The organism is Croceicoccus sp. Ery15 (genome assembly GCF_020985305.1).
GTDB lineage: Bacteria > Pseudomonadota > Alphaproteobacteria > Sphingomonadales > Sphingomonadaceae > Croceicoccus.
The window spans coordinates 872,242-896,134 of record NZ_CP087588.1; the positions used below are offsets into that span (position 1 = coordinate 872,242).

The window sequence follows — 23,893 nt, forward strand, 5'->3', positions numbered from 1 at the left end:
ATTGCGAAGGCGGAATAGCGTGGCTCAATCGTTTTTGCGAAGCCAAGCCAGCATGCGGGCATCTCGATCCGCTGCTGCGCGTAGATCACGATTGCCGGCGGCGGCCAGGTAATTGCGTCCGCGCCTCCATGCCCATGCGGGATATGCGCTCCACCGGCGGTGGTCATTCGACGAAGACCCCGCAATCTCGGCCAGTTTCTGCGGATCGGGCTGCAGCATTTTGGCCATGGCTGCCAATGGACCGGTTCCCGCCTGCTCGATGTTCAACCGCCGGAAGAGGGCGCGTTGTTCGACTTCGGCAGGTATCTGAAACATCGCTTCCATTGCGGTGGGCACAAATGCTTTGGCATTCTCTATACGCGCTTCCAGCCATGGAGGCAGTGACAGTGGACCCGCGGTGCGTGCAATCGCCAGTAACAGGGCGAGCGGGCGGCCAAGCGAGAGCCGATCTGCCATCTCGACCGCCAGATGACGGTCAAGGTCCGGATGGTGCCAAAGCCGATGAACATCGCTGATGGTCAGAGGCCCGTTGTCGAAACAATTATGCAGCGTGGCATGTACCGTGAGGTGCATTAAATTCGCCAGCGGCGCGGACAGATGGCACGTCTTGCCGCCGGCCGTGACCGATTGCGCCGTTTCCATCAGCATGGCGCAGATTGCAGCATCTCCTTCCCATCCGCGGGAATAGATGCGGTGGTGTATCTCAACCGTGACATTGTGACGGTCCGACACCAGTTCGGGCAATTGATGGTTGAATTCGGTGCCGTATTCCTTGGCCCATGGTGCGCGCGAGAAACCGTTTTGCTGCAACAGATAATGCGCCTCTGCCGCACGGTCGGAGGGCACAAGGACATCGATATCGCGCAACGGCCGCATGGCAGGTTGCGGATAGACCGTGAAGGCCAGCGCCGCCCCTTTCAACGCGACATTGGCGATCCCTCTGCTGTCGAGCAATTCGGCAACTCGCCCCAGAACCAGTCTTTGTTCAAGCCCATAGAGCGATTGCCTTCGATAGAGGTCACCCAGCCGCGCCCCGATCAGGGCGGGAACGCCTAGCCGGTTGTCCGCGATATGCCGGTGCAGCAAATTCGCCGTCCGCGTCCGCACGGCGATGGCTTCCAAAGCGTTCCAGCCGTGTGCGTCCAATGCGGCGAAACAGGCATTGGCCGGCGGACTGCCGCCGCACAAGGCCGTGATGATCCGCTCGGCTTCGGCGTGGCGGGGCACGGAATAGGTCCAGTCCGGAGTTTCAGCCATTGCGGCGGTCCCGATAACGCATCAGCCGCGCCGCCGTCAGTCCGCGGCCCACCGCGCTGAAAATTAGCGCCATTTCAGGTCCGCCGACCGAATTCTTACCGGACCATTCGCGAAGGTTGCGCTCCATCCTCGGCAAATCGAACATTTGCGCCATGCGCGGATCGTTGGAAAGGCTTGCAATCTCGTCCAGCATTGCGGCGCGTTCCCGATTGAACCTGACCGGCCAATCGCTGCTTTGTATGCCGAAACTGGTATTGGTGCGAACCTGTTCGGGAATGCGCCCCTTTAACATGCGTCTCGCCAGCCAGCGCGTCTCCCCTTCGCGCAGATATTGATCGTCTGCGATCCCTGCCGTCAGTTCGAACAAGGGGCGGTAGGCAAGCGGAGAGCGTGTTGGGACGCCATATAGCAGTTCATATGCCAAGGTGATGTCGGCACCGTCGTTTTCGCCCATTGCCAGTGTAGCGGCGCGCCAGTCCATTGCGCTGGGAAGGTCGAGGAACATCGGGTCATGACCCACAGCCTCGCTTCTTGCCAGCACGCCGTGATCCTCTGCAAAACCGGCGCGCAGTGGGCACCAGCTTTCGAAAGGATCGGGGGTTTTGCCTCGCAAGCGGCGCAGGCGTTGACGCAACTTGATCGGCAACTGCGGCATGATCGCGTGGCTGAAAAATCGCGCGATATGCGAACGCTTGCCGCCCAGCAAACCGATCTCGCGCCATGCGCGGACTATGCGGCCTTGCCGCATCCAGGTCGCGGGTCCGGTCAGACCGTCATAGCTGAAACCGTTATTCCCGAACCCGCCATCAAACACCACACCGTGTCCCGCCGCGGCGGCGCGGCGCAAGATCTCATGGCCCCAGTGCATATTGCCGCCGCCCATCGGCGCAATGCCGGTTAGCATGAAAATCTTGTCTTCCTGATGCGTCAGGGGCAGATCGCCGGTATCGACAAATTCCAGCTCCACGCGACGATGCATGGTGGCAAAGGCGTGCGCCAATGACGTTTCGTCACCATGCGCGGCAGGCCAGTCGAGCGGTTCGAAGCCGGCCTGAGGCACCCAGCAATAGGCCTTTAACGTGGCATCGTCTGGCAGGAAATCGAGCGTGAAACTGGCGACCGCCTGCGAATCAAGGCCGCCCGATAACTGGGTAGCCGGCTTGGCGAATCCTCCAGCTACCTCTTGCACTCCCTTTGCCATTTCGGCGGAAACCGCCTCTACATAGGCGTCATCGCTGTTGAGACGGACAGAAGGCAAATCGCGGATGGTCCAGAACCGTCTGCGGCGTGCGCCTTCCGGATCGAGCCAAACGATCTCTCCGGTCGGAACACGGTCGATGTCGCGATACCAGCCTTGCCGACAGTCTCGAAAATTCAGGAACAGGGCATCGGCCAGCCGTTCTTCGTTCAGGGCATCGTCTGCGCCCGCAGCGATGGCGGCACGTGCGGTCGAAGCGGCAACAACGCGTCCGCGATCGGTCCACAGGTGCAAGGGCGGAGCATTGATCGGCGATCGCGCAAGCCGCAGCCTGCGTTCGTCCGGATACCAACAGATCGCTGCGTAATATCCATTGATCCTGCTGTCGCAATCCGCGTTGAAATGCGCCAAGGCAGCTGCGTATAGCGCGGCATCGTCCTGACCGGCGACAGCAGATGGCAGGGCCTGACGCAGGCTGTCACGATCGTACAAATCGCCGGCGAACAGCACATGGGCACCGTCCGGTCCAACATGCGCACGCCACGGTCTGCCGCGTGCACCCGTTCGCGGCGGAGGCGCATCGCGCAATGGCGCGCGCGACAGCAGCAGGGCCGATGATGCCGTGGATGTTCCCACCGGTCCGCCATGCCCCAGCGCAAGCGAACTTGCCATGCGATCCCGCAAGACGGCATCGCCGGCGGGGTTCCAGCTTCCGTCGGCCAGGTCGACAGCGGCAGCGATCAGCAAAGCCCCCATGGCCGGTTAACGGTCAAGCATGGCCGGCGTGACCAACGGGCCGCCTGCCACCACCAGCAGCGAATGATAGCTTGTCCGGTCGCAGTGGCCGATCAGGATCGTGTCGTTGCATTCGACCCACGCGTGGTAATCGTCTGCACCGGACCGCCCCCCCTTGCGCATGGCGATCACCAGACAGGCTGGCAGGCCACGGCGTCGAAGCATCCATTGCAAGGCCATCGCGCGCGGCAGGCATTTGGTGTGCAACGGCAGCCGTTGTGCCGCGCGTTCCACTTGTCGTGCCAGCTTTGCCGCGCGCGCGGCACCGTCGGATGGCAGTGTAGAATGCGGGCCAAGATCTGGTTTGCCAATAATTGTGCCCAGACTGCCACGCCAATGCTTTAGCTTGATATGATCGACCAGAAAGCGTGCAACGGGCAGCAAGGCCATGGCTTCAATCGTCAGCAATCGTGATGCGAGCCGCGTCATGCTTGCAGGATTGTCACCAGGTTGCGGTCGGATCAATCGGATCGCGCCTGTAATCGACGGTAAACCGCAGAAATTAGCCGTTTGCAGAACCTGCGAAGCGTGCAAAGCCGGCTTCGACAAGGCTGTCCGCGAATTGCCTGACACTTTCGCGGGCTTGTCTCGCTTCGACCTCGTATTCCGAACACAAAGCAGCGGCGATGGCGTCAAGATCGCTTTCCCTGTCAAGCATGGTCCAGATCCGCAGGCCAACATCCTTGAGTGCAAAGAAGCGACCGCTATCGACGTCGATCAGCATTAGCTCGTCATCGATCGGACTGGCTTCGAAACGTTCAGGCCTTTTGAATAGTCTGTTCGCCATATTAGCCGTTTACAGGAAATGTCCGCACGAAGGAATTGGTGAAGCCGTCGACCGGGCTGTCGATTATCAAAACGGCCTTGGATGGAATGTCTGAATCTGACGGCATAAGTCTGACGGCCCATATCAAGTCTGTCGGTCTGCACGATTTCGAAACCGGAACCGAGAGACGGGACAAATGCCGTCGCAAATTCGTGCGACTTGCCATTGCCTTGCCAGACTTGCCGTAAACATCAATCAATTGGGGCAAAGCCCGATCTCAGGCTGCGCCGTCATCGTCGCGGCATTCTATAGCTTGCGCCAGCCCGGATATTCGAGACGAGAACCGCGGCGGCAGCTGGCGAAAATCCGCCTGTGGCCTGCTGATCCGGACCTCTTAAGAATTCCGCGAAAGGTTGTTATTGTGTGAGCCATCGATGAAAGTATTATTGCCGTTCTCGACAGCGGACAGGTCGACGTCAAGCGGCTCAAGCTTCGGCTCGGTCCAAACGTTTTTCGACTTTTCCATAAGGCTTAGTAATCCTGGTTAACCCACGGTTGTTGCTCAAGTGCTATATAGTTCCCGGCAAAATTCGCAAGTGCACAATCAGGTTTTGAGCATCTCGAGACTGTGAACGATACGGCCAATGTCATCGGCAAATCGGTCGCGACTACGTTGCCGTGACAATGTCCAGATCTTCAATCCGGTTGCCAATCGCGCCAAATGCTCCCGATGGCGTTGCTCGTCCCTTAGCCAGATGGGTATTTCGATGCGGTACATTGCATTGACGATCAATGGCAGCTTTCCGGCGCCGGTGCATGGCGCAAGCTGGGGATCGCCCTGTTCCCTGCTCTCCAGAACGACCAGATCGCGAAGGGGCAGGGGGGATTGATCCTGTCCCTGCGGCCTTGGTGTGCCAAGGCTATGTACCTTCGCGAAAAACTTCGACGCTCCGGGTTCGATTGCGGCCAGCTTTTCCGCTCCGGTCAGGTCGAACGCGTCCTTGCAAAGCTTTATCCGCTCGCGATCGGGCCATGCGCGGATTGTCCGGTCTTTAATCTCCAGTAGCAGTACATCGTCGGATCGGTGTTCGAAACCGTGTCTCGCCAATGCGGCGGCAAGGGTTGATTTCCCTTCGCCAGACTTTGCCGTGAAGGCGATCACTTTACCGTCCTTGGCGACGCTGCTCGCATGCAACGGAACCAGCCCGTTCAGCCACACGACGGCGCCATAGACGGTGCCGTGATAGAACAGACCGGTTTCCGCATCCGATCCGTCAGCGGATTGTTCAATCGCGATGCCTTGTCCGATTGCATAGTGAAAACGCGTTCCACGCGGGGTTGTGAAAATGAAACTGTCGCGGCGCAATTGCAATTCAGGCTCAACCCTGCAGCAATCGTCCAACCGTTCCGGCACACGGCGTGCCTCCACCCGCATCTCGTCGCGAATGATCGCCGGAAAATCCATTGCCCATGCCTTTAAAGGGGCGGTGCGCCCTTGCTGCTCGGCCATGTAATTCCCTGCGGGTTTCAGTCCACGAAAGCAGCGTCTTCCAGCATCAGCTCTGCTGCCGGAACGCTGCCCCAATCGTCGATCTTGGCGCGGCCCGCCAGCCATAGTCTGCGCCCCTTCGATCCGTAGAGAAGCGCCTGACCCATGTCGCTCTCCTCCGCCCGAAAGGCGATGGCCTTGAACCGCGCGCCATCCTGCCCTGCCGCGATCAGGCGGACATGACCCTGACCGACCACATCGGCCTTGACCAGAGTAACCGGTCCGACTGCCACGCGGGGGGCAGGCCAGCCGACGCCATAGGGGCCGGCGGCTTCCAACTGGTCGATCAGTTGCGGCTGCAATCCGCGGGGCGTGAGCGAAAGGTCGAGCGTGAGCGCGCGCGAAGCCATCGCCTTTTCGATATCGCGGCCCAGCCGTTCGTCCAGCCAGTCGCGGAACGCATCGATCTGTGCTTCTACTATCGTCAGTCCGGCCGCCATCGCATGGCCGCCGCCCTTGACCAGCAGGCCGCTCTCGCGCGCGGCAATCACGGCGGCGCCCAGATCGACGCCGCTGATCGATCGGCCCGATCCCTTACCCTGCAATGCGCCATCCGCCGCTTCGTCTTCAACCGCGATGACGAAAACGGGCTTGTTGGTCTTTTCCTTGATCCGCCCCGCGACAATGCCGATCACCCCGGGGTGCCAGCCGCGCCCTGCCAGCACCAGCACAGAGCGGTTATGCTGCCCCTGTAATTGCGCTTCAGCGGCCTCTTGCACGGCAGCCTCAATAGCGCGGCGCTCCTCGTTCAGCCGGTCCAGCGTCGCGGCGATCTCGCGCGCTTCGCCCATGTCTTCGGTGGTCAGAAGCCGCACCCCAAGGCTGGAATCGCCGATTCGTCCCGCGGCATTGATACGCGGGCCAAGTGCAAAACCCAGATCGCTGGCCTGCGGAGCGCGCTTCACGCGGCCTGCATCCATCAACGCCGCGATCCCCACATTCTGCCTGCGCGCCATGATTTTGAGGCCCTGCGCCACAAAAGCGCGGTTCAGCCCGTGCAAAGCCGCCACATCGGCCACCGTGCCCAATGCTACCAGATCGAGCAGCCCCATCAGATCGGGCTCTTTACGGGCGGCGAAGAACCCTTCGCGGCGCAGGATGCGGATCAGGGCAATTGCAACCAGAAATGCGACGCCGACGGCAGCAAGATGGCCATGGGCCGCCGCATCGTCGCTGGAATCGAGGCGGTTGGGGTTCACCAGCGCCGCGGCGCGGGGCAATTCGGCAGAGCATTTGTGATGGTCGACCACGATCACATCGACGCCCACATCGGCGGCAGCGGCCAAAGCCTCGTGCGCCATCGCTCCGCAATCGACGGTGACGATCAGGCTGGAGCCCTGACGGGCCAGTTGGACCAGCGATTCGCCGGTCGGGCCATAACCTTCCAGCAGGCGGTCCGGGATATAATGGCCCGGATTGGCGCCCAGTTGCCGCAAAAGGCGGATCAGCAGCGCCGCGCTGGTCGCACCGTCGACATCGTAGTCGCCATAGATGGTGATCGCTTCCCCGCCCAGAACGGCCTGCGCCAGCCGTTCGGCGGCGCTGTCCATGTCGGCGAAGATGGAGGGGTCGGGAAGGAAACCGCGCATCGTCGGCTGCATCTGGCGGTCGACATCATGTTCGGCCACACCGCGCGACAATAGCAATTGACGCAGCAGGCCCGACCCGTCGGACGACGCACCCAGCGCCATATTGCCCCCGCGCCACTGCCATGCCCGCCCCGAAAGCGAGGAGGAGACATTGCAGACAAATCCCTTGATATTGCGTTCGTCTATACCGGCAGCCATGGTGCGTGCTTAGCACGGCTGCGCAGTGCAGGGCGGCCCCTCGGCGTGATCGCGCGGACTTATCCACCGCAAACGCCAAAACGCACGGCGGGCAGGAGCGGACCATGACCAAGCAAGACAATCGCCGCGACCTGTTGATCGTCTGGCACTCCCGCACAGGCGGAGCAGAGGCGATGGCCGCCGCCGCGCGCGACGGGGCGCTCGAGCAGGATGGCGCGTCCTGCCGCTTGTTGCGCGCCGAAGAGGCTATGCCCGGCGATTTGCTTGCTGCCGGTGCGCTATTGGTCGTCTGTCCCGAAAACCTTGCAGCCATGACCGGCGCGATGAAGGAGTTCTTCGATCGCTGCTATTATCCCGTGCTCGGCAGAATTGAGGGGCTGGCCTATGCCACCGCCATCGCTGCCGGTTCGGATGGAGACAATGCGACGCAGCAGATCGACCGGATCGCCACCGGTTGGCGTCTGCGGCGCGTGGCCGATCCCCTGATCTGCAACTTTCACGCGCAGACACCCGAAGAAATCCTCGCGCCGAAGCAGCTGGACGATGCCGATCGCACACGTTGTACCGATCTGGGGGCAGCGCTGGCGGCGGGACTTGCCATGGGTGTGTTTTAGTTAAGATAGATGAAATCTGTCCTGACTCGGGATAGGTCCGAATTGGATCAGTGGTAACCTCGTCAGGCGCGAAACTTTCGTTTAGTAAAAGCACCTAAGGGATTGTTGTCTTCAAATTTGTCGTCGGATGCAAAGCCGGTAACGTTTCAATATGGGAACGAAATAAAGTTGCGGGGTCTTGTGTTAACCCTCTTTTTCCGGTGTTCGCAGCCGGTGCTCGAACAGCATTTGCGGTCTACTCTGGAATCGATCGGTGCCGACGCCAATCCGGCGGCCGATGGCGTGTGGATTGTACAAGCGGCCGATTCCGATGGAGAAGCCGATTTGCGCATTGCCATGTCGACCGATCGCCACGATCCGGCCCTTGATCCGCAGATCGATCATCGTTTCGATGTCGACGGCAGCGTGCTGGACGATTGCGCGGCGTTGGTGATCGCACCGGAACGTGTCGGCCAATACGGCGATCCGGTGGAAATCCTGCACGCACAGGCCGCGCTGGCACTGACCTTGTCGAATGCCGACGCAATGGCTGTGCACTGGGACGGGGCTTCGGTGCTGATGGGGGCCGGCTATTTCCGGCGCATGGCTGCGATCTGGCTGGAGGGCGGGGCCTTTCCGGCGCTTGGGCTTGCCGCGCTGGTGCGGCAGGACGATGGGGTGGTGCGTTCGGTGGGGCTGGACCTTCTGGTCGGACAGGATGTCGCCGTGCTGCCATCGGATAATATGGCTCCGCCGGATCAGGCACGGCTTGCCATGCGGATGATGGATTTTCTGGTGCGCGAAGGGCCGGTTCAGGCCGATCAGACGGTCGAAGTCGACGGGTTCGGCCCCGTCAATGTGCAGATTGATGCGAATAAAGGCCTTCTTAACCTTTCTCGCTAAGACTGCCATTAGCAATTGATCGCGTAGTGCTGCCATGACAGGCATGCAGGTAACACCACCGAATATCACTTCGACCACAACGCGGTTTTCGTCGATCAACAGAAGGGGCTCGCCGGGATACTCCCCGGGATGGCAGCGGCATCATTTGCTGCCCCGGCAACTTCTCTCTTGCAGCAGTCTGGAGCATTTCTTTGCGGAGCTGGTTCCGCAGGGGCTGGGGTTTGAGAATTTCGGGGCCAACGGGGTCCTGCTGCCGGCGACGGAAAGGCTGGCTCTCAAACACGGGTTGCCGCTGCACCGCGGCCCACACCGCCTCTATAACGAACTGGTGCTGGAAAGGGTCACTGCGATCGAGATGTCTTGGTCACAGTCTAGGAAGGGAAGGCGGGCAGCGGGCGGCATGGCATTGGACCCGGCTGTCCGGCAACGGGCCGACGGCGATGCGCTGGAACGTATGGCCCTGCTGCAACGCGCCCTGAAACGACGGCTGGTGACGGCAGCGGGACGGCCCCTGATCCTGAATCGCAAGGACCCGATCGGCGCGCATATCGATTTCTCGCACCTCGACGCCATGGCCGAACTGCTGTGGCAGGATACGCGCCCCTTTCGGTGATCCTCTGAACGGGGACCGAAAGGGGCAGTTTTTCCCTTTATCCTACCCTCGCAGGCCCCATGCGCCATTTGCGGCGCTAAGGATCGCGCGCACGCTGGCCGTGGCGACATCCTCGTCAATGCCTACACCCCAGATCGTATCGCCGTCCGGCGTGATACATTCGACATAGGCGGCCGCACGCGCATCCGAACCCTTGGTCATCGCGTGTTCGGAATAATCGTTCACTTCCAGCGCAAGGTCGAAACTGTCGCGCAGGGTTGCGATGACCGAGCTGATCAGGCCGTTGCCACGACCGGAGACCGAGCGTTCTTCGCCATTGACCGATACCTTGCCGGTGAAGATGCGCGTACCATCTGCGGCGCGCGCCTCCTCATATTCGACCAGCTGGAAATGCTGGGGGCGCGACAGGTGATATTCGTGCTGGAACGCCTGCCAGATATCTTCGGCATTCAGCTCGCGGCCGGTCTCGTCCGCCATTTTCTGCACGGCTTTCGAGAAATGGGGCTGCAGCCGTTTGGGCAACTTCAATCCCTTGTCCTGCTCCAGAACCCAGGCGAAACCGCCCTTGCCGGATTGCGAATTGACCCGGATGACCGCTTCGTAATTGCGACCCAGATCGGCCGGGTCGATTGGCAGATAGGGGACGCGCCAGATCTCGTCGTTCTGCTGCTCGTGCGCTTCGAACCCTTTCTTGATGGCGTCCTGATGGCTGCCTGAAAAGGCCGTGAACACCAGCTCGCCGCCATAGGGGTGGCGTTGGTGGACGGGGATCTGGTTGCAATATTCGACCGTCTCGATCACCTCGTCGATGTTCGAGAAATCGAGGCCGGGTTCGACCCCTTGCGTGTACATATTGAGCGCCATGGTGACGAGGCAGCAATTGCCCGTCCGCTCGCCATTGCCGAACAGACAGCCCTCGATCCGGTCGGCGCCTGCCATCAGCCCCAGTTCCGCCGCGGCCACGCCGGTGCCGCGATCGTTATGCGTGTGCAGGCTGATCACCGCGCTTTCGCGATTGGGCAGGTTGCGGCAGAAATATTCGATCTGGTCCGCATAGATATTGGGCGTTGCGGCCTCGACCGTGGCGGGCAGGTTCAGGATGATCGGATGGTCGGGCGTCGGTTGCAGAATATTCATCACCGCTTCGCAGCATTCGATCGAGAAATCGAGTTCGGCGGTCGAGAATGTCTCGGGCGAGTATTCGAAATGCCAGTCGGTATCGGGTCGCTTGCCGGCCTCGTCGCGGATCACCTTGGCACCCGCGACGGCAATCTCGCGCACTTCCGGCTTGGTCATGCGGAACACGATGTCGCGCCAAGCGGGGCTGACCGCGTTATAGACATGCACGATCGCCTGCCTCGCACCCTCCAGGCTTTCGAAGCTGCGACGGATCAGATCCTCACGGCTTTGGGTCAGAACCTGAACCATCACGTCATCAGGGATGCGTCCCGAACGGACGAGGCCTTGAATAAAGTCGAACTCGGTCGCGCCCGCGGCAGGAAATCCGACTTCGATCTCTTTCAGCCCGACCTTGACCAGAATGTCGAAGAAGCGGTTCTTTTTCACCGCATCCATCGGATCGATCAGCGACTGGTTGCCGTCGCGCATATCGGTGGAAAGCCAGCGCGGCGCCTTGTCGATCAATTTGCTGGGCCACTGGCGGTTGTCCAGAGGCACGGTCGGAAACGGCCGGTATTTGGCCGAAGGGTTCTGCAACATCGTCATGGGATTGTTCGCTTTACGTCCTGGAATTCTGCGGCTGCTGACTGATTCGCCGGTTATTGGCCTTTCAGTGTTGAACGATCATGTCCCCCGGGGCGCCAACCGCGCCGTGGACACGACGCATCGCCTCACGCCCGGGGGCGGATAAGTCGCAGGATTAGTCCAAGCTTTGCGTTCATGGCGCTGCCTATGCTGCACATGGCCGTGCTTGTAAAGCGAAAGAGGTGCTCGAACGGGGCGGTTTGCGACCACAAACGCGCCCCGAACGTGTCATTTCGTGCAGTTTTACTGCTTTTCGAACGCCGCCGTGATGTCGAGGATGACTTCGTCGGACACCATCGGAACGAAAGTGTCGATGCCAAAGTCGGAGCGCTTGATCGCGGCCCGGCCTTCGAAACCGATGGTTTCCGCCTGGCTCATCGGATTGGCGCCGGCGCCGGTGAATTCGGCTGCAATCACGACCGGTCTGGTCACGCCGTTTAGCGTGAGATTGCCGGTGATATTGGCCATCGTGTCGCCCGTGACCGTCACGCCGGTCGAGGTGAAGCGCGCCGCCGAAGGTGCGGGACCGAAGAAATCAGGCTTTGCGCCATCGGCGCCGGGGCGCAGCAAATGGTCTTTCAACTCAGAAGCGGCGACGGTGACATCGGCCACAGGGATCGTCACATCGACGCGGGCAGCCGAGAGATCGGCGGGATCGATCTGTAATTGGCCGGTAACGCCGCCGAAAATGCCGAAATAATCGTTGAAGCCGAAATGGTTGAGCCGGAATCCGACCAGCGTGTGCATCGGATCTGCGGCATAGCTGCCTGCGGCGACACGCGAAACATCGACCTGTCCGGGAAGGGCAGGGGCTTCGCTTTGTGCGAGTACCGGCGCGGCGATGGCGGCGCTGGCAAGTGCGGCGGCGGCGAGTTTGGTCTTCAGGTTGAATGTCATGATGCTGTCTCCTCCATACGGGAACCGTTTGCGGGGGTAATTGGCCATGACGATCCAGTCGGAAAAGAAGGCACAGATGTGTAACCGATGGAAAATCATTCAAAATGCACAATAAAAATCCCGCCGTCCGATCATCCGGACGGCGGGATTCTGGGCATTCGGACAGGCTGGCCTATATGCTGGCCAGCCGGTCGAAGGGCTTAGTTCTTTTCCTTGTCGACCAGCTTGTTTGCGCCGATCCACGGCATCATGGCGCGCAGCTTGGCACCGGTCTGCTCGATCGGGTGTGCTTCTGCGGCCTTGCGGCTTGCCTTCAGCTCGGGCTGGCCCGCACGATTGTCGAGAACGAAATCCTTGACGAAGCGGCCTGACTGGATGTCAGCCAGAACGCGCTTCATTTCGGCCTTCGTCTCGTCGGTGATGATGCGCGGACCCGTTTTGATGTCGCCATATTCGGCAGTGTTCGAAATCGAATAGCGCATGTTCGCGATGCCGCCTTCATACAGCAGGTCGACGATCAGCTTCGTTTCGTGCAGACATTCGAAATAGGCCATCTCGGGGGCGTAACCAGCCTCGACCAACGTTTCGAAGCCGGCCTGGATCAGATGGGTCACGCCGCCGCACAGAACGGCCTGTTCGCCGAAAAGGTCGGTTTCGCACTCTTCCTTGAAGTTCGTTTCGATGATGCCCGAACGGCCACCGCCGACGCCGCTGGCATAAGCCAGCGCCACGTCATGCGCATTGCCGGTCGCGTCCTGATGGATCGCGATCAGGCAGGGCACACCGCCGCCGCGCTGGTATTCGCTGCGCACCGTGTGACCGGGACCCTTGGGCGCGATCATGATGACGTCGATGTCCTTGGGCGGTTCGATCAGGCCGAAATGGACGTTCAGGCCATGGGCGAAAGCCAGTGCCGAACCGGGCTTCATGCGGCCCGCGATATCGTCGTTATAGATCGCAGCCTGATGCTCGTCGGGGGCAAGGATCATCAGGATGTCGGCCCATTCGGCAGCTTCCGAATTGGTCATCACCTTGAAACCGGCGCCTTCGGCCTTTTTGCGGGTGGCCGAACCTTCGCGCAGGGCGATGGCCACGTCCTTCACGCCGCTGTCGCGCAGGTTCTGCGCATGGGCATGACCCTGGCTGCCATAGCCGACGATGGCGATCTTCTTGTCGGTGACCAGATTGATGTCGCAATCGGCGTCGTAATAAACCTTCACTTCGTATTCCCCTTCAGCCCGGCAATTCGTGCAGGGCGATTAGACGGGCTGACGCATGGCTTCAATGCACATTTCGCCAGCCAATGGATGGCCAATGGATTTCAGGTTCCGGCGGTCAGACGCCGTTCGCCCCGCGCATCATGCCCACGATCCCGGTCCGGCCCACTTCGACCAGACCCAGTTCGCGCATCAATGCGACGAAGCTGTCGATTTTCTCCGGTGCACCGGTGATTTCGAAAATGAAACTCTGCGTGGTCGAATCCACGACCTTGGCCCGATACACATCGGCAAGGCGCAGTGCCTCGACCCGGTTGTCGCCCTTGCCGGCCACTTTCACCAGCGCCAGTTCGCGTTCGACATGCGGCCCCTGTTCGGTCAGGTCCACGACCTTGTGCACGGGGACCAGCCGTTCCAGCTGCGCATGGATCTGGTCGATCACCTGCGGAGGGCCGTGGGTGACGATGGTGATGCGCGATACCCGATGGTTTTCGGTAATATCGGCCACCGTCAGCGAATCGATATTATAGCCGCGTGCGGTGAACAAACCGGCGATCTTGGCCAGAATGCCCGGGTCGTTATCGACGGTGACGGCCAGAACGTGCCGTTCCTGCTCTCTGTGCTGGATATGCATTAGACCGAGGCTTTCGCTTCTGCGCTGACGGTGATGGCGGCGGGCGCCTCGTCACCATAGAGCATCATGTCGGTATGGGCCGCGCCCGAACGGAACATCGGCAGGCAATTGGCAAGCTTTGCCACGCGGCAATCGACGATCACCGGACCGTCATAGTCGATCATCGCCTGAATCCCGGCGTCGAGGTCGGCCGGATCGTCGATCACGATGCCCTTCCAGCCATAGGCCTCCGCCAGTTTCACGAAATCGGGTAAAGCGTCGGAATAGCTGTTCGAATAGCGCGATTCATAGGTCAGCTCCTGCCACTGGCGGACCATGCCCATGAATTCATTGTTCAGGATGAAAATCTTGACCGGCAGACGATACTGGCTTGCCGTGCCGAGTTCCTGAATGTTCATCTGGATCGATGCTTCGCCTGCGATGTCGATGACCAGCGCGTCCGGATTGCCGATCTGCGCGCCGATGGCAGCGGGCAGGCCATAGCCCATGGTGCCAAGGCCGCCGCTGGTCAGCCATTTGTTCGGGCCGAAGAAACCGAAATGCTGGGCGGCCCACATCTGGTGCTGGCCGACCTCGGTAGTGATGATCGGGTCCTTGTCGCGCGTCAGGGCGAACAGCCGTTCGATCGCGAGCTGGGGCATGATTTCCTGCTCGGACTTGGGATAGGCCAGCGACTGGCGCGCCTTCCATCCGGTGATCCGCGCCTTCCACTCGGTCAGGTCGTTCGCCTCGTGGCCTGCTGCTTTCCAGCGGGCGATCATCTGGCGCATGATTTCACCCACATCGCCCAGGATCGGCAGATCTACCGCGACCGTCTTGTTGATCGATGAACGGTCGATATCGACATGGATCTTGCGCGCATGAGGCGCAAAATCCTCGATCCGGCCGGTGACGCGATCGTCAAAACGCGCGCCAAGGCACAGGATCAGATCGGCACGGTTCATCGCATGGTTCGCTTCCCACGTACCATGCATGCCCAGCATGCCCAGCCAGTCGCCATGATCGGCGGGAAACGCGCCAAGCCCCATCAGCGTCGAGGTAACGGGCGCGCCGCACAGCGCCTGCAATTCGCGCAGCAGCGCGCTTGCCCCGGGTCCCGAATTGATGATCCCGCCGCCCGTATAAAGGACCGGCGCATCGGCCGCCGCCAGCATGTCCATCGCCTGCGCAATGGCCTTTTCATCGCCGGTAAAGGGCGGGTTGTAGCGGCTTGGCATCTGGTGCGCCTTGCCGTCGATGCTGGCGACCTGAACATCCTTGGGAATGTCGATCACGACGGGGCCGGGGCGGCCCGTGGTGGCAATCTGGAACGCCTCGTCGATGGTCGCTTCCAGATCGGCGGGGTCTTTCACCAGATAGTTATGCTTGGTGCAGTGGCGCGTAATGCCGACGGTATCGGCCTCCTGAAAGGCGTCGGTGCCGATCATTGCGGTCGCGACCTGTCCGGTCAGCACGACCATCGGGATCGAATCCATGAACGCATCGGCAATTCCGGTGACGGCATTGGTCGCCCCCGGACCGCTGGTGACCAGAACGACCCCGGGCTTGCCGGTGGAGCGCGCATAGCCTTCGGCGGCGTGCGCGGCACCGGCTTCGTGCCGGACAAGGATGTGGCGAATACGCTCGTCATTGAAGAGGGCGTCATAGATGGGAAGCACCGCGCCGCCGGGATAGCCGAAGACGACTTCGACCCCCTGCTCGACCAGCTTGTCCATCAATATCTCTGCGCCGCTGCGCTCGGTCACGTATCGCTCCATCGTTTAGTCTGGCGAACCCCATGACAGATGAGGGTTCGTAAAAACAGGGTGCCCGGATGAGTTCGGGCCCGAGCGTTTGACCGCCGGGCCCGCAGGCATCATCCCCATTGCCGGGCGAAGTAGGAGACATAATTGATCATGTCAAGCCAAAATAATGTAATAAAGTTGCAATCTGATCCTTAAAATCAGAATTATATCGCTCAATACGCTTCCAATCCTGCGGAGGCTGATGGCGGAACCATGTATATTGCCGTTTGGCATAGCGCCGCGTGGCAAGCGCGCCCTGCGCTTTGGCTTCCTCTTGTGTGATCTCGCCGCGCAGCCATGCTGCGATCTCGGGCACGCCAATCGCGCGCATCACGGGCAGGGCTGGGTCCAGATCGCGGGCAAGAAGGCGTTCGACTTCCGCTATCGCCCCAAGCTCCAGCATCAGGCCAAATCGCCGGTCGCATCGTTCGTAAAGCCACGCGCGGTCGGGCAGCAGGATCGTTGCGGCCAGATCGATCCGGTTCCCGATCCCGCCCTCCAGCCGTGCCTGCCAGTGGCCAAGCGGCTTACCGGTAGAGCGCACCACTTCCAGCGCGCGGGCGACGCGCGTGGTGTCGGCCGAGGAAAGGCGGGCGGCGGCCTGCGGGTCTTCGCGAGACAGGGCATCGTGCGCCTCGGTCACGGGCAGGGCGCGCACAGCCTCGCGGATGGCCGGATCAATGTCGGGCACGGGGGCGATGCCGTCGATCAAAGTGCGAAGATAGAGCCCCGTTCCGCCAACCAGTACCGCCAGGCGGCCCGCAGCATGCGCCGCATCGATCTCTGCCCGTGCGGCATTGGCCCAATCGGCGGCGCTGCACGGCATGGCTCCGTCCCACGAACCGAACAGCCGATGCGGCACGCCGCGCATTTCCTCTTCGCTCGGCCGAGCCGATAAAACCGCCAGATCGGCATAGACCTGCGCGCTATCGGCATTGATTACGGTCGCGGGCAAGCCATGTTCGTACGCCGCCAATGCAAGCTGCACGGCCAGATCGCTCTTGCCGCTCGCCGTCGGCCCTGCGATGAGCGCGACCCTTGGCCTGTTCGCCTGAATCGCTTCGTTGGAGAATTGTCCCGTGCTCATCGCCCGGCTGATAGCAGACCCCGCCACGCTTGAAAGCGCGCTCGACACCGCCAGCGCTGCATTGGATGCCAAAGGCTGGCCGGTGGCAGAGGCCGCGATGCTGGATTTTTGCGGCGATGTGCTGGAAATCTCGCTGGCGGAAGGCGATCCGGCTGCTGTTCGCCAAATATTGTCCGATGCATTCGCGCCATCCGACCTGCTCGTTTCGGCAGGCCCGATCGAAGTGCCGCATCTGTTCGTGTCCGACATGGACTCGACCATGATCGGGCAGGAATGCATCGACGAGCTGGCGGATTTCGCGGGTCTGAAAGAGCGGATTGCTGCCATCACCGAACGCGCAATGCAGGGCGAACTCGATTTCGAGAGCGCATTGAAAGAACGTGTCGGCCTGCTGAAAGACTTACCCGAAAGCGCGATTGCGCAATGTCTTGCCGAAAGGATCACGCCCATGCCCGGCGCGCGTGTTCTGGTCGAAACGCTGAATGCGCGCGGCTGCCATACGGTGCTGGTGACAGGCGGGTTTCACAGCTTCGCCGATCCGGTGGCCGAGATGTTGGGCTTTTCCCGCGTGGTCGGCAATGTGCTGGGCGTTGCGGATGGCAGGCTGACCGGCGCTCTCGCCGCCGCCATCGTCGACAGTTCGGTCAAGAAGCAGACGTTGAAGGGCGAGATGGAGCGGCTTGGCCCCAATGCGCGCAGCCTTGCCATGGGTGACGGCGCCAATGACATTCCAATGATCGAAGCGGCCGATTACGGCATATCCTATTACGCCAAGCCCAAGGCCCGCGCGGCATCGGACGGCTGGATCGAGCGTGGCGATCTGACGAGCGTTCTGAAATTGTTCGATATTCCGCGATCGGATTGGGCGAAATAGGCGGCAATCACCATACGCCGCGGCTCGCGGGGGCAAGCGTCAGGCGCTTTTCCCCGCGTTACCTTCAGCCTTCCATCCACTCATGAAAGAACGCGCGATGGGCCGCGCTGATTTCGTCCAGCGCGACAATGCTTTCGCCATATGTCGAGCGGAAGAGCAGCCTGTCTCCGCCAGTCACACCCAATGCCACGGCGGCAAGGCCGGCCGCTTCGGCAGCCTCCAGTACGGGTTCGGCTTCGGCTGCGGTCACGACATAGCGGGCCTGATCCTCTCCGAACCAGAATGCCGCCAGTGATGTGCGATCCTCGGGCATGGCAACTGTGCATCCCATCCCGCCGGACAACGCCATTTCGGCCAGCGTCACGGCCAGCCCGCCATCTGCGCAATCATGCACGGCCGTGACCGCACTATCCGCGATCAGCTGTCGCACGGTTTCGCCCGCCTTACGTTCCAGATCAAGCATGACGGGCGGCGGCGTGCCTTCTTCGCGCCCGCGAATTTCGCGTAGCCACAGCGACTGGCCCAGATGGCCGCTTTCGCCGCCAATCACCACGATCTGCTCTCCCGCCGCCTTGAAGCGCGGGGTGGCCATAATCGCGTAATCCTGCATCAGGCCGACACCGCCAATCGCGGGCGTAGGCAGGATCGCGCTGCCGCCGCCGGTGGCCTTGCTCTCGTTATAAAGCGAAACGTTCCCCGACACGATCGGGAAATCCAGCGCGCGGCACGCATCGCCCATGCCTTCGAGGCAGCCGACGAACTGGGCCATGATTTCGGGCCGCTGCGGATTGGCGAAGTTCAGGCAATTGGTCACCGCAAGGGGCAGGGCGCCCACTGCGCAAATATTGCGCCAAGCCTCGGCAATTGCCTGTTTGCCGCCCTCGTGCGGGTCGGAATAGCAATAGCGCGGGGTGCAATCGGTGCTGATCGCCAGCGCCTTTTTCGTGCCGTGAACGCGCACCACGGCCGCATCGCCGCCGGTCTGCAGCGTATCGGCACCAACCTGCGAATCATATTGTTCGGCAATCCATGCGCGCGAAGCGAGATCGGGCGAGCCGATCATGCGCTTCAGATCGCCCGCCACATCGTCGGTATCGGGCGTATCGGCCAGCGGCGCGGTGCCCGCCCATGCGGCATATTCCTCGCGATCGATATAGGGACGGTCGTACAAAGGCGCATCTGCCGCCAGCGGGCCGAGCGGAATGTCGCACACGACCTCGCCGTCGAATTCCAGCACCATATGCTGCGTATCGGTCACTTCGCCAATGACCGCGAAATCCAGTTCCCATTTCCTGAAAATCGCCTCGGCCATGGCTTCCTTGCCCGGCTTGAGCACCATCAGCATGCGTTCCTGCGATTCCGACAGCATCATTTCATAGGGCGTCATGCCGGTTTCGCGGCAGGGCACCTTGTTCATGTCCAGCCGGATGCCCGCCTTGCCATTGGTCGCCATTTCGACCGAGGACGAGGTAAGCCCTGCCGCGCCCATGTCCTGAATGGCGACGATCGCATCGGTCGCCATCAGTTCGAGGCAGGCTTCGATCAGCAGCTTTTCGGTAAAGGGATCGCCCACCTGCACGGTCGGGCGCTTTTCTTCCGAATCCTCGCCGAAATCGGCGCTGGCCATGGTTGCGCCATGAATGCCGTCGCGGCCGGTTTTCGATCCGACATAGACGATCGGATTGCCAAGTCCCGTGGCGGCGGAATAGAAAATGCGGTCCGCATCGGCCACGCCCACCGTCATCGCATTGACGAGTATGTTGCCGTCATAGGCCTTGTGGAAATTGGTCTCGCCGCCAACGGTCGGGACGCCGACGCAATTGCCGTATCCGCCGATGCCTGCGACAACCCCTTGCACCAGATGCTTCATCTTGGGGTGATCGGGCCGCCCGAAGCGCAGCGCATTCATATTGGCCACCGGGCGCGCGCCCATGGTGAACACGTCGCGCAAAATACCGCCCACACCGGTCGCCGCGCCCTGATAGGGTTCGATGTATGACGGGTGGTTGTGGCTCTCCATCTTGAAGATGCATGCCTGACCGTCACCGATATCGATCACGCCCGCATTCTCGCCCGGGCCGCAGATTACCCAGTCCGCCTCGGTCGGCAGCTTCTTCAGATGCAGGCGGCTCGATTTATAGCTGCAATGTTCGGACCACATGACCGAGAAGATGCCCAGTTCGACCAGATTGGGTTCGCGCCCCAGCGCGTGCAGGACACGCTCATATTCCTCGTGGGAAAGGCCGTGGGCGGCAACGACATCGGGAGTGATAGCATCAGTCATGGCGCGCGCCTTACCTAGGCACGAAGGGCAGCGCTAGTCCGTTTCGCGATCAAAACGCATCCAATCCACCGCGCCGCCTCGTTCGCTTCGCATTGCCCTGTCAATCTGTGTCTTTTGGGGCAGGCGGGGGAAGTGCCGCCGCCACGGCTTGACCCGATGGCAGGCAGGTTCCAAACACGCAGCGATGAGCGACGCACCCGATATTTCGCAGATGAGTTACGAACAGGCCCTTGCCGCGCTGGAGGATGTTGTCCGCCGGCTGGAAGGGGGCGAGGCCGCGCTCGACGAATCGATTGCGCTCTACGAACGCGGAGAGGCTTTGCGCAAACATTGCCAGGCCCGGCTCGACGCCGCGCAGGCAAGGATCGAGGCGATCGTGGCCGATGCCGAAGGTCGCGCCACCGGTACGCGCCCATTCGACGAGGCTGCGGGCTGATCCATGACGGTAACCGCCGTGAGCGACAATCTGGCCGGAGCGCTGCAAAAGATCGCCATCGACGTCGATACTTGTTTCGACGCGGTGCTGAAGGTGCCGCAGGACCCGCGCGCACGGTTGATAGAGGCGATGCGCTATGCCGCCATCGGCGGGGGCAAGCGGATGCGGCCCCTGCTGTGCGTGACGACGGCGGAAATGCTGGCGGTGAACCGCGAAACCGCCGTCCGCGTCGGCTGCGCGATCGAGGCGATCCATGTCTATTCTCTGATCCATGACGATCTGCCCTGCATGGATGATGATGCACTGCGCCACGGCAAGCCGACGCTTCACCGCGAGTACGACGAGGCGACGGCCGTACTGGCGGGCGATTCGCTGCATGCGCTGGCGTTCGAGATTTTGAGCGATGCCGAGCGTCTGCCCGATCCCTTCACCCGTGCGGAGCTGGTCGCCTGTCTGGCGAAAGCCAGCGGTGCGAATGGCATGGCGGGCGGTCAGATGATGGATATCGTGGCCGAAGAAAGCGAGTTCGACCTGCCTACGGTGACGCGGCTGCAGCAGCTGAAAACGGGCGCATTGCTCGCCGCTTCGGTCGAAATGGGCGCCATACTGGGCCATTTGCCTGCCGAGGGACGACGCGCTTTGCGCCATTATGCGCATGATATTGGCCTTGCGTTCCAGATCGCGGACGATCTCCTCGATCACGAGGGGGACGAGGAACTGGCAGGCAAGGCCCTGCGCAAGGATGCCGAGGCCGGCAAATCGACCTTTGTCTCGCTGCTGGGACCAGAGCGGGCGCGAGAGCAGGCACGCGTTCTGGTCGATCAGGCGATCGGCCATCTCGACGCTTATGGTCGTGAGGCCGATCTGCTGCGCGCGGTCGCCCGCTTTGTGGTCGAGCGGCAAAGCTGATCCATCGACAACAGATAACCACGCTGGAGCAGGATTTTGAGTGACAGGCACGAGCAGGTCGGCATTTACCCGGGGACGTTCGATCCAATCACCTTGGGTCATTGCGATATCATCCGTCGCGGCGCGAAGCTGGTCGACCGGCTAATTATCGGGGTCACGACCAATCCGTCCAAGAATCCGATGTTCACCCCCGAAGAGCGCATGGCCATGGTCGAACGCGAATTGGCCGCCATGGGGGTCGAAAATGCCGAAGTCGTCGGTTTCAACGCCTTACTGATGCGTTTTGCGGAAAAGCAAGGGGCCCAAGTGATCGTTCGAGGCCTGCGCGCCGTGGCCGATTTCGAATATGAATATCAAATGGCGGGCATGAACCAGCAATTGAACGACGATATCGAAACCGTCTTTCTGATGGCCGATGTCTCGCTGCAGCCGATCGCGTCGAAGCTCGTAAAGGAAATCGCGCAATTCGGCGGCGACATCTCACCCTTCGTCAGCCCCGCGGTAAAGGATGATGTGGTCGCGCGCGTGGCGCAGCAGGGGTTGAAGGGCGATTACTGAACCGGCACCTGTGGCCGTGATCGAGGCGATTTATTCATTTAACTGACAGCGCGCACTGGCTAAGCGGCTGCGCAGTTTACAAGGGATTTTTGATGACCATCCGTATTTCGATGCCCGCCCGCCCGTGGATCAAGGCAGGCGTTGCCGCCGCTGCACTGGGTCTGGCCGGGATTGGCCTGCCGGTTGCCGCACTGGCGCAGGCCGATGAGGAAGCGTCCGAAACGCTGACCGAAGATCAGGTCGAAGCAACGGCACCCGCTCCCGCATCGGCCTATGGCCCCGAATATTGGACGGTGAACACCGATGCCAGCGTCGATCCTGAAAATGTCTGGATCCTCGACCTGTCGAACGGCGGGCGCGTTACCATCCGCTTGAAGCCGGAATGGGCGTCCGAACATGTGAACCGCATCAAAACACTGACCCAGCAGGGTTTTTACGACGGCATCATCTTTCACCGCGTGATCGACGGATTCATGGCGCAGTCCGGCGATCCCAGCGGCACGGGCCGCGGCGGGTCCGAGCTTCCCGATCTGAAGGCGGAATTCAACCGCGTGCCCCATTTGCGCGGCACGGTTTCGATGGCGCGCATGGGCAATTCGAACGATTCGGCCAACAGCCAGTTCTTTATCGTGTTCTATCCGACGATGGCGATTGACGGAAAATACACCGTTTTCGGCCGCGTAATCGGCGGCATGAATTATGTCGACAATATCCAGCGTGGCCAGCCGCCCGCCAATCCCACGCGCATCGTTCAGGCATCTTTGGGCAGCCAGCATAAGGTAGCTCCCGCTCCGGCAGCTCCGGCGGGGGAAATCACCGCCGACATGCTGAATAATGCGGTTTCCGATCCGCAGTAGTAAGCCACGGACTTTCCATCGCGCGCGCACCCCACTATCGCGGCGCGATGCGAGTTGATGCTTTCGATTTCGAACTGCCGCCCGAACGGATCGCCCTGCGTCCGGCGTGTCCGCGCGATGCCGCGCGCATGTTGCTGGTCGAAGGGGGCGAGGGTGCCCTGACCGACCGCCATGTGCGCGATCTGCCATCGCTGCTGTCGCCGGGCGATGTGCTGGTGTTCAACGATACCCGTGTGATCCCTGCACAGCTTGACGGCGTTCGCCCTGCGCGGGATGGCGAAGCGGGTGAGGGCGCACGGATCGGCGCGACGCTGCACAAACGGATCGATTTGCGGCGCTGGCAGGCCTTTGTGCGCAACGGCAAGCGCCTGCGCGAAGGTGACACCATCCGCTTTCCCGCCGATGTCACCGCCATCGCCGAAAACCACCTGCCCGACGGAAGCTGGACGCTTGCGTTTCAGGGCGATGAGCCGGTCGAAGTGCTGCTGGAGCGGGCAGGGCAAATGCCGTTGCCCCCCTATATCGCCGGCAAGCGCGGAACGGACGAGAAGGACCGCAGCGATTACCAGACCATGTTCGCCAAAGCCGACGGTGCGGTCGCGGCCCCGACGGCAGCGCTGCATTTCACCCCCGAACTGATCGCGGCGCTGGACGCGCGCGGTATCGGGCGGGAAACTTTGACCCTGCATGTCGGAGCAGGCACGTTTCTGCCAGTCAAGGCCGAGGATACCGACGATCATGCGATGCATGCCGAATGGGGCACCATCGATGCCGCCACCGCAGACCGGCTGAACATCGTGCGAAGAGCGGGCGGCCGCGTTGTCGCCGTCGGCACGACCGTGCTGCGCCTGCTGGAAAGCGCGGCTGATGAAAATGATGTTATTCAGCCATTTGCGGGTGATACTTCGATCTTTATCACGCCGGGTTACCGGTTCCGCGCGGTCGATGCGCTGATGACCAATTTTCACTTGCCCAAATCGACCCTGTTCATGCTGGTCAGCGCGCTGATGGGGCTGGATGTGATGCAGGCGGCCTATGCCCATGCCATTGCCGCCGATTACCGCTTCTATAGCTATGGCGACAGTTCGCTGCTGATCCCGCCCAGGCGTTGATGCAGCGCGCTCCTTGAAA

The 23,893-nt window shown here is 61.4% G+C and carries 22 protein-coding genes and 1 pseudogene; 10 read left to right on the forward strand and 13 right to left on the reverse strand.

Features of this window, described 5'->3' with window-relative positions:
- Nucleotides 1–24 precede the first annotated feature (24 nt).
- From LOZ77_RS04340 to recJ, 6 genes are all read right to left on the reverse strand, one after another.
- The gene (locus LOZ77_RS04340; protein WP_230280966.1) at nucleotides 25–1,257 is read right to left on the reverse strand and encodes a nucleotidyltransferase family protein; all 1,233 of its coding nucleotides are present in this window, start codon (nucleotides 1,255–1,257) and stop codon (nucleotides 25–27) included.
- Nucleotides 1,250–3,127 (reverse strand): asparagine synthase-related protein, encoded by a 1,878-nt coding sequence (locus LOZ77_RS04345; protein ID WP_230280967.1) that lies wholly within the window; start codon nucleotides 3,125–3,127, stop codon nucleotides 1,250–1,252. Before LOZ77_RS04345 ends, LOZ77_RS04340 begins: the two co-directional genes overlap by 8 nt.
- A gap of 90 nt (nucleotides 3,128–3,217) precedes the next feature.
- The gene (locus tag LOZ77_RS04350; protein ID WP_230280968.1) at nucleotides 3,218–3,799 is read right to left on the reverse strand and encodes a lasso peptide biosynthesis B2 protein; all 582 of its coding nucleotides are present in this window, start codon (nucleotides 3,797–3,799) and stop codon (nucleotides 3,218–3,220) included.
- Entirely contained in the window at nucleotides 3,753–3,974 is a 222-nt protein-coding gene (locus tag LOZ77_RS04355; protein WP_230280969.1) for a PqqD family protein, read from the reverse strand. The genes LOZ77_RS04350 and LOZ77_RS04355 overlap by 47 nt, the downstream gene beginning before the upstream one ends.
- A 646-nt stretch (nucleotides 3,975–4,620) precedes the next feature.
- Nucleotides 4,621–5,631 (reverse strand): hypothetical protein, encoded by a 1,011-nt coding sequence (locus tag LOZ77_RS04360; protein ID WP_230280970.1) that lies wholly within the window; start codon nucleotides 5,629–5,631, stop codon nucleotides 4,621–4,623.
- Nucleotides 5,544–7,352 carry a single-stranded-DNA-specific exonuclease RecJ gene (recJ, locus tag LOZ77_RS04365; protein ID WP_230280971.1) on the reverse strand — a complete coding sequence of 603 codons (1,809 nt, stop codon included), beginning with the start codon at nucleotides 7,350–7,352 and terminating at the stop codon, nucleotides 5,544–5,546. The genes LOZ77_RS04360 and recJ overlap by 88 nt, the downstream gene beginning before the upstream one ends.
- A 104-nt stretch (nucleotides 7,353–7,456) precedes the next feature.
- Between recJ and LOZ77_RS04370 the strand changes: the two genes are divergently transcribed.
- The 4 genes and pseudogenes from LOZ77_RS04370 (at nucleotide 7,457) to LOZ77_RS04385 (ending at nucleotide 9,461) form a co-directional block, all read left to right on the forward strand.
- The gene (locus LOZ77_RS04370; protein ID WP_230280972.1) at nucleotides 7,457–7,966 is read left to right on the forward strand and encodes a flavodoxin family protein; all 510 of its coding nucleotides are present in this window, start codon (nucleotides 7,457–7,459) and stop codon (nucleotides 7,964–7,966) included.
- Nucleotides 7,967–8,179: 213 nt separating this feature from the next.
- Nucleotides 8,180–8,848, forward strand: a complete 669-nt coding sequence (locus LOZ77_RS04375; RefSeq protein WP_230280973.1) for a hypothetical protein — start codon at nucleotides 8,180–8,182, stop codon at nucleotides 8,846–8,848.
- A gap of 43 nt (nucleotides 8,849–8,891) precedes the next feature.
- A pseudogene (locus LOZ77_RS04380) lies at nucleotides 8,892–9,224 on the forward strand (AHH domain-containing protein); the annotation flags it as partial.
- A 24-nt stretch (nucleotides 9,225–9,248) separates the two neighbouring features.
- Nucleotides 9,249–9,461 (forward strand): hypothetical protein, encoded by a 213-nt coding sequence (locus LOZ77_RS04385; RefSeq protein WP_230281963.1) that lies wholly within the window; start codon nucleotides 9,249–9,251, stop codon nucleotides 9,459–9,461.
- Between the two features lie 42 nt (nucleotides 9,462–9,503).
- On the opposite strand, the gene leuA is transcribed toward LOZ77_RS04385, so the two are convergent.
- The 6 genes from leuA to miaA all read right to left on the reverse strand — a co-directional run bounded on the left by leuA (nucleotide 9,504) and on the right by miaA (nucleotide 16,844).
- Complete coding sequence (gene leuA, locus LOZ77_RS04390) at nucleotides 9,504–11,186, reverse strand: 2-isopropylmalate synthase (protein WP_230280974.1); 1,683 nt, start codon at nucleotides 11,184–11,186, stop codon at nucleotides 9,504–9,506.
- 282 nt (nucleotides 11,187–11,468) lie between these two features.
- A complete protein-coding gene (locus LOZ77_RS04395; protein WP_230280975.1) occupies nucleotides 11,469–12,122 on the reverse strand; it encodes a YceI family protein in 654 nt (217 codons plus the stop codon).
- A 200-nt stretch (nucleotides 12,123–12,322) separates the two neighbouring features.
- A complete protein-coding gene (gene ilvC / locus LOZ77_RS04400) occupies nucleotides 12,323–13,342 on the reverse strand; it encodes a ketol-acid reductoisomerase (RefSeq protein ID WP_230280976.1) in 1,020 nt (339 codons plus the stop codon).
- Between the two features lie 115 nt (nucleotides 13,343–13,457).
- A complete protein-coding gene (gene ilvN / locus LOZ77_RS04405) occupies nucleotides 13,458–13,973 on the reverse strand; it encodes an acetolactate synthase small subunit (RefSeq protein ID WP_230280977.1) in 516 nt (171 codons plus the stop codon).
- Nucleotides 13,973–15,688 (reverse strand): biosynthetic-type acetolactate synthase large subunit, encoded by a 1,716-nt coding sequence (gene ilvB, locus LOZ77_RS04410; RefSeq protein ID WP_230281769.1) that lies wholly within the window; start codon nucleotides 15,686–15,688, stop codon nucleotides 13,973–13,975. Before ilvB ends, ilvN begins: the two co-directional genes overlap by 1 nt.
- A 178-nt stretch (nucleotides 15,689–15,866) precedes the next feature.
- Nucleotides 15,867–16,844 (reverse strand): tRNA (adenosine(37)-N6)-dimethylallyltransferase MiaA, encoded by a 978-nt coding sequence (gene miaA / locus LOZ77_RS04415; RefSeq protein WP_230280978.1) that lies wholly within the window; start codon nucleotides 16,842–16,844, stop codon nucleotides 15,867–15,869.
- Between miaA and serB the strand changes: the two genes are divergently transcribed.
- Nucleotides 16,837–17,718, forward strand: a complete 882-nt coding sequence (gene serB, locus LOZ77_RS04420; RefSeq protein ID WP_230280979.1) for a phosphoserine phosphatase SerB — start codon at nucleotides 16,837–16,839, stop codon at nucleotides 17,716–17,718. The genes miaA and serB overlap by 8 nt on opposite strands.
- A 64-nt stretch (nucleotides 17,719–17,782) precedes the next feature.
- Here serB and purL read toward each other — a convergent pair whose 3' ends face one another.
- Nucleotides 17,783–20,002 carry a phosphoribosylformylglycinamidine synthase subunit PurL gene (purL, locus tag LOZ77_RS04425; RefSeq protein WP_230280980.1) on the reverse strand — a complete coding sequence of 740 codons (2,220 nt, stop codon included), beginning with the start codon at nucleotides 20,000–20,002 and terminating at the stop codon, nucleotides 17,783–17,785.
- A gap of 184 nt (nucleotides 20,003–20,186) precedes the next feature.
- Here purL and LOZ77_RS04430 point away from each other — a divergent pair, with 184 nt between their 5' ends.
- The 5 genes from LOZ77_RS04430 to queA all read left to right on the forward strand — a co-directional run bounded on the left by LOZ77_RS04430 (nucleotide 20,187) and on the right by queA (nucleotide 23,874).
- A complete protein-coding gene (locus LOZ77_RS04430) occupies nucleotides 20,187–20,438 on the forward strand; it encodes an exodeoxyribonuclease VII small subunit (RefSeq protein WP_230280981.1) in 252 nt (83 codons plus the stop codon).
- Nucleotides 20,439–20,441: 3 nt separating this feature from the next.
- The gene (locus tag LOZ77_RS04435) at nucleotides 20,442–21,347 is read left to right on the forward strand and encodes a polyprenyl synthetase family protein (protein ID WP_230280982.1); all 906 of its coding nucleotides are present in this window, start codon (nucleotides 20,442–20,444) and stop codon (nucleotides 21,345–21,347) included.
- Nucleotides 21,348–21,383: 36 nt separating this feature from the next.
- Nucleotides 21,384–21,905, forward strand: a complete 522-nt coding sequence (gene coaD / locus LOZ77_RS04440; RefSeq protein WP_230280983.1) for a pantetheine-phosphate adenylyltransferase — start codon at nucleotides 21,384–21,386, stop codon at nucleotides 21,903–21,905.
- Nucleotides 21,906–21,997: 92 nt separating this feature from the next.
- Nucleotides 21,998–22,762: a peptidylprolyl isomerase gene (locus LOZ77_RS04445; protein ID WP_230280984.1), complete on the forward strand. Its 765-nt coding sequence runs from the start codon at nucleotides 21,998–22,000 to the stop codon at nucleotides 22,760–22,762.
- Between the two features lie 47 nt (nucleotides 22,763–22,809).
- Nucleotides 22,810–23,874, forward strand: coding sequence for a tRNA preQ1(34) S-adenosylmethionine ribosyltransferase-isomerase QueA (gene queA / locus LOZ77_RS04450; protein WP_230280985.1), 1,065 nt, complete (start codon nucleotides 22,810–22,812; stop codon nucleotides 23,872–23,874).
- Nucleotides 23,875–23,893: the final 19 nt, after the last annotated feature.

Excerpts from the sequence above, each read along its gene's own strand:
- LOZ77_RS04340 (WP_230280966.1), bottom strand. The coding sequence starts at position 1,257 with ATGGCTGAAACTCCGGACTGGACCTATTCCGTGCCCCGCCACGCCGAA.
- LOZ77_RS04345 (WP_230280967.1), bottom strand. The coding sequence starts at position 3,127 with ATGGCAAGTTCGCTTGCGCTGGGGCATGGCGGACCGGTGGGAACATCC.
- LOZ77_RS04355 (WP_230280969.1), bottom strand. The coding sequence starts at position 3,974 with ATGCTGATCGACGTCGATAGCGGTCGCTTCTTTGCACTCAAGGATGTT.
- LOZ77_RS04360 (WP_230280970.1), bottom strand. The coding sequence starts at position 5,631 with ATGGCTGGCGGGCCGCGCCAAGATCGACGATTGGGGCAGCGTTCCGGC.
- recJ (WP_230280971.1), bottom strand. The coding sequence starts at position 7,352 with ATGGCTGCCGGTATAGACGAACGCAATATCAAGGGATTTGTCTGCAAT.
- LOZ77_RS04370 (WP_230280972.1), top strand. The coding sequence starts at position 7,457 with ATGACCAAGCAAGACAATCGCCGCGACCTGTTGATCGTCTGGCACTCC.
- LOZ77_RS04385 (WP_230281963.1), top strand. The coding sequence starts at position 9,249 with ATGGCATTGGACCCGGCTGTCCGGCAACGGGCCGACGGCGATGCGCTG.
- leuA (WP_230280974.1), bottom strand. The coding sequence starts at position 11,186 with ATGACGATGTTGCAGAACCCTTCGGCCAAATACCGGCCGTTTCCGACC.
- LOZ77_RS04395 (WP_230280975.1), bottom strand. The coding sequence starts at position 12,122 with ATGACATTCAACCTGAAGACCAAACTCGCCGCCGCCGCACTTGCCAGC.
- ilvN (WP_230280977.1), bottom strand. The coding sequence starts at position 13,973 with ATGCATATCCAGCACAGAGAGCAGGAACGGCACGTTCTGGCCGTCACC.
- ilvB (WP_230281769.1), bottom strand. The coding sequence starts at position 15,688 with ATGGACAAGCTGGTCGAGCAGGGGGTCGAAGTCGTCTTCGGCTATCCC.
- miaA (WP_230280978.1), bottom strand. The coding sequence starts at position 16,844 with ATGAGCACGGGACAATTCTCCAACGAAGCGATTCAGGCGAACAGGCCA.
- purL (WP_230280980.1), bottom strand. The coding sequence starts at position 20,002 with ATGACTGATGCTATCACTCCCGATGTCGTTGCCGCCCACGGCCTTTCC.
- LOZ77_RS04430 (WP_230280981.1), top strand. The coding sequence starts at position 20,187 with ATGAGCGACGCACCCGATATTTCGCAGATGAGTTACGAACAGGCCCTT.
- LOZ77_RS04435 (WP_230280982.1), top strand. The coding sequence starts at position 20,442 with ATGACGGTAACCGCCGTGAGCGACAATCTGGCCGGAGCGCTGCAAAAG.
- LOZ77_RS04445 (WP_230280984.1), top strand. The coding sequence starts at position 21,998 with ATGACCATCCGTATTTCGATGCCCGCCCGCCCGTGGATCAAGGCAGGC.
- queA (WP_230280985.1), top strand. The coding sequence starts at position 22,810 with ATGCGAGTTGATGCTTTCGATTTCGAACTGCCGCCCGAACGGATCGCC.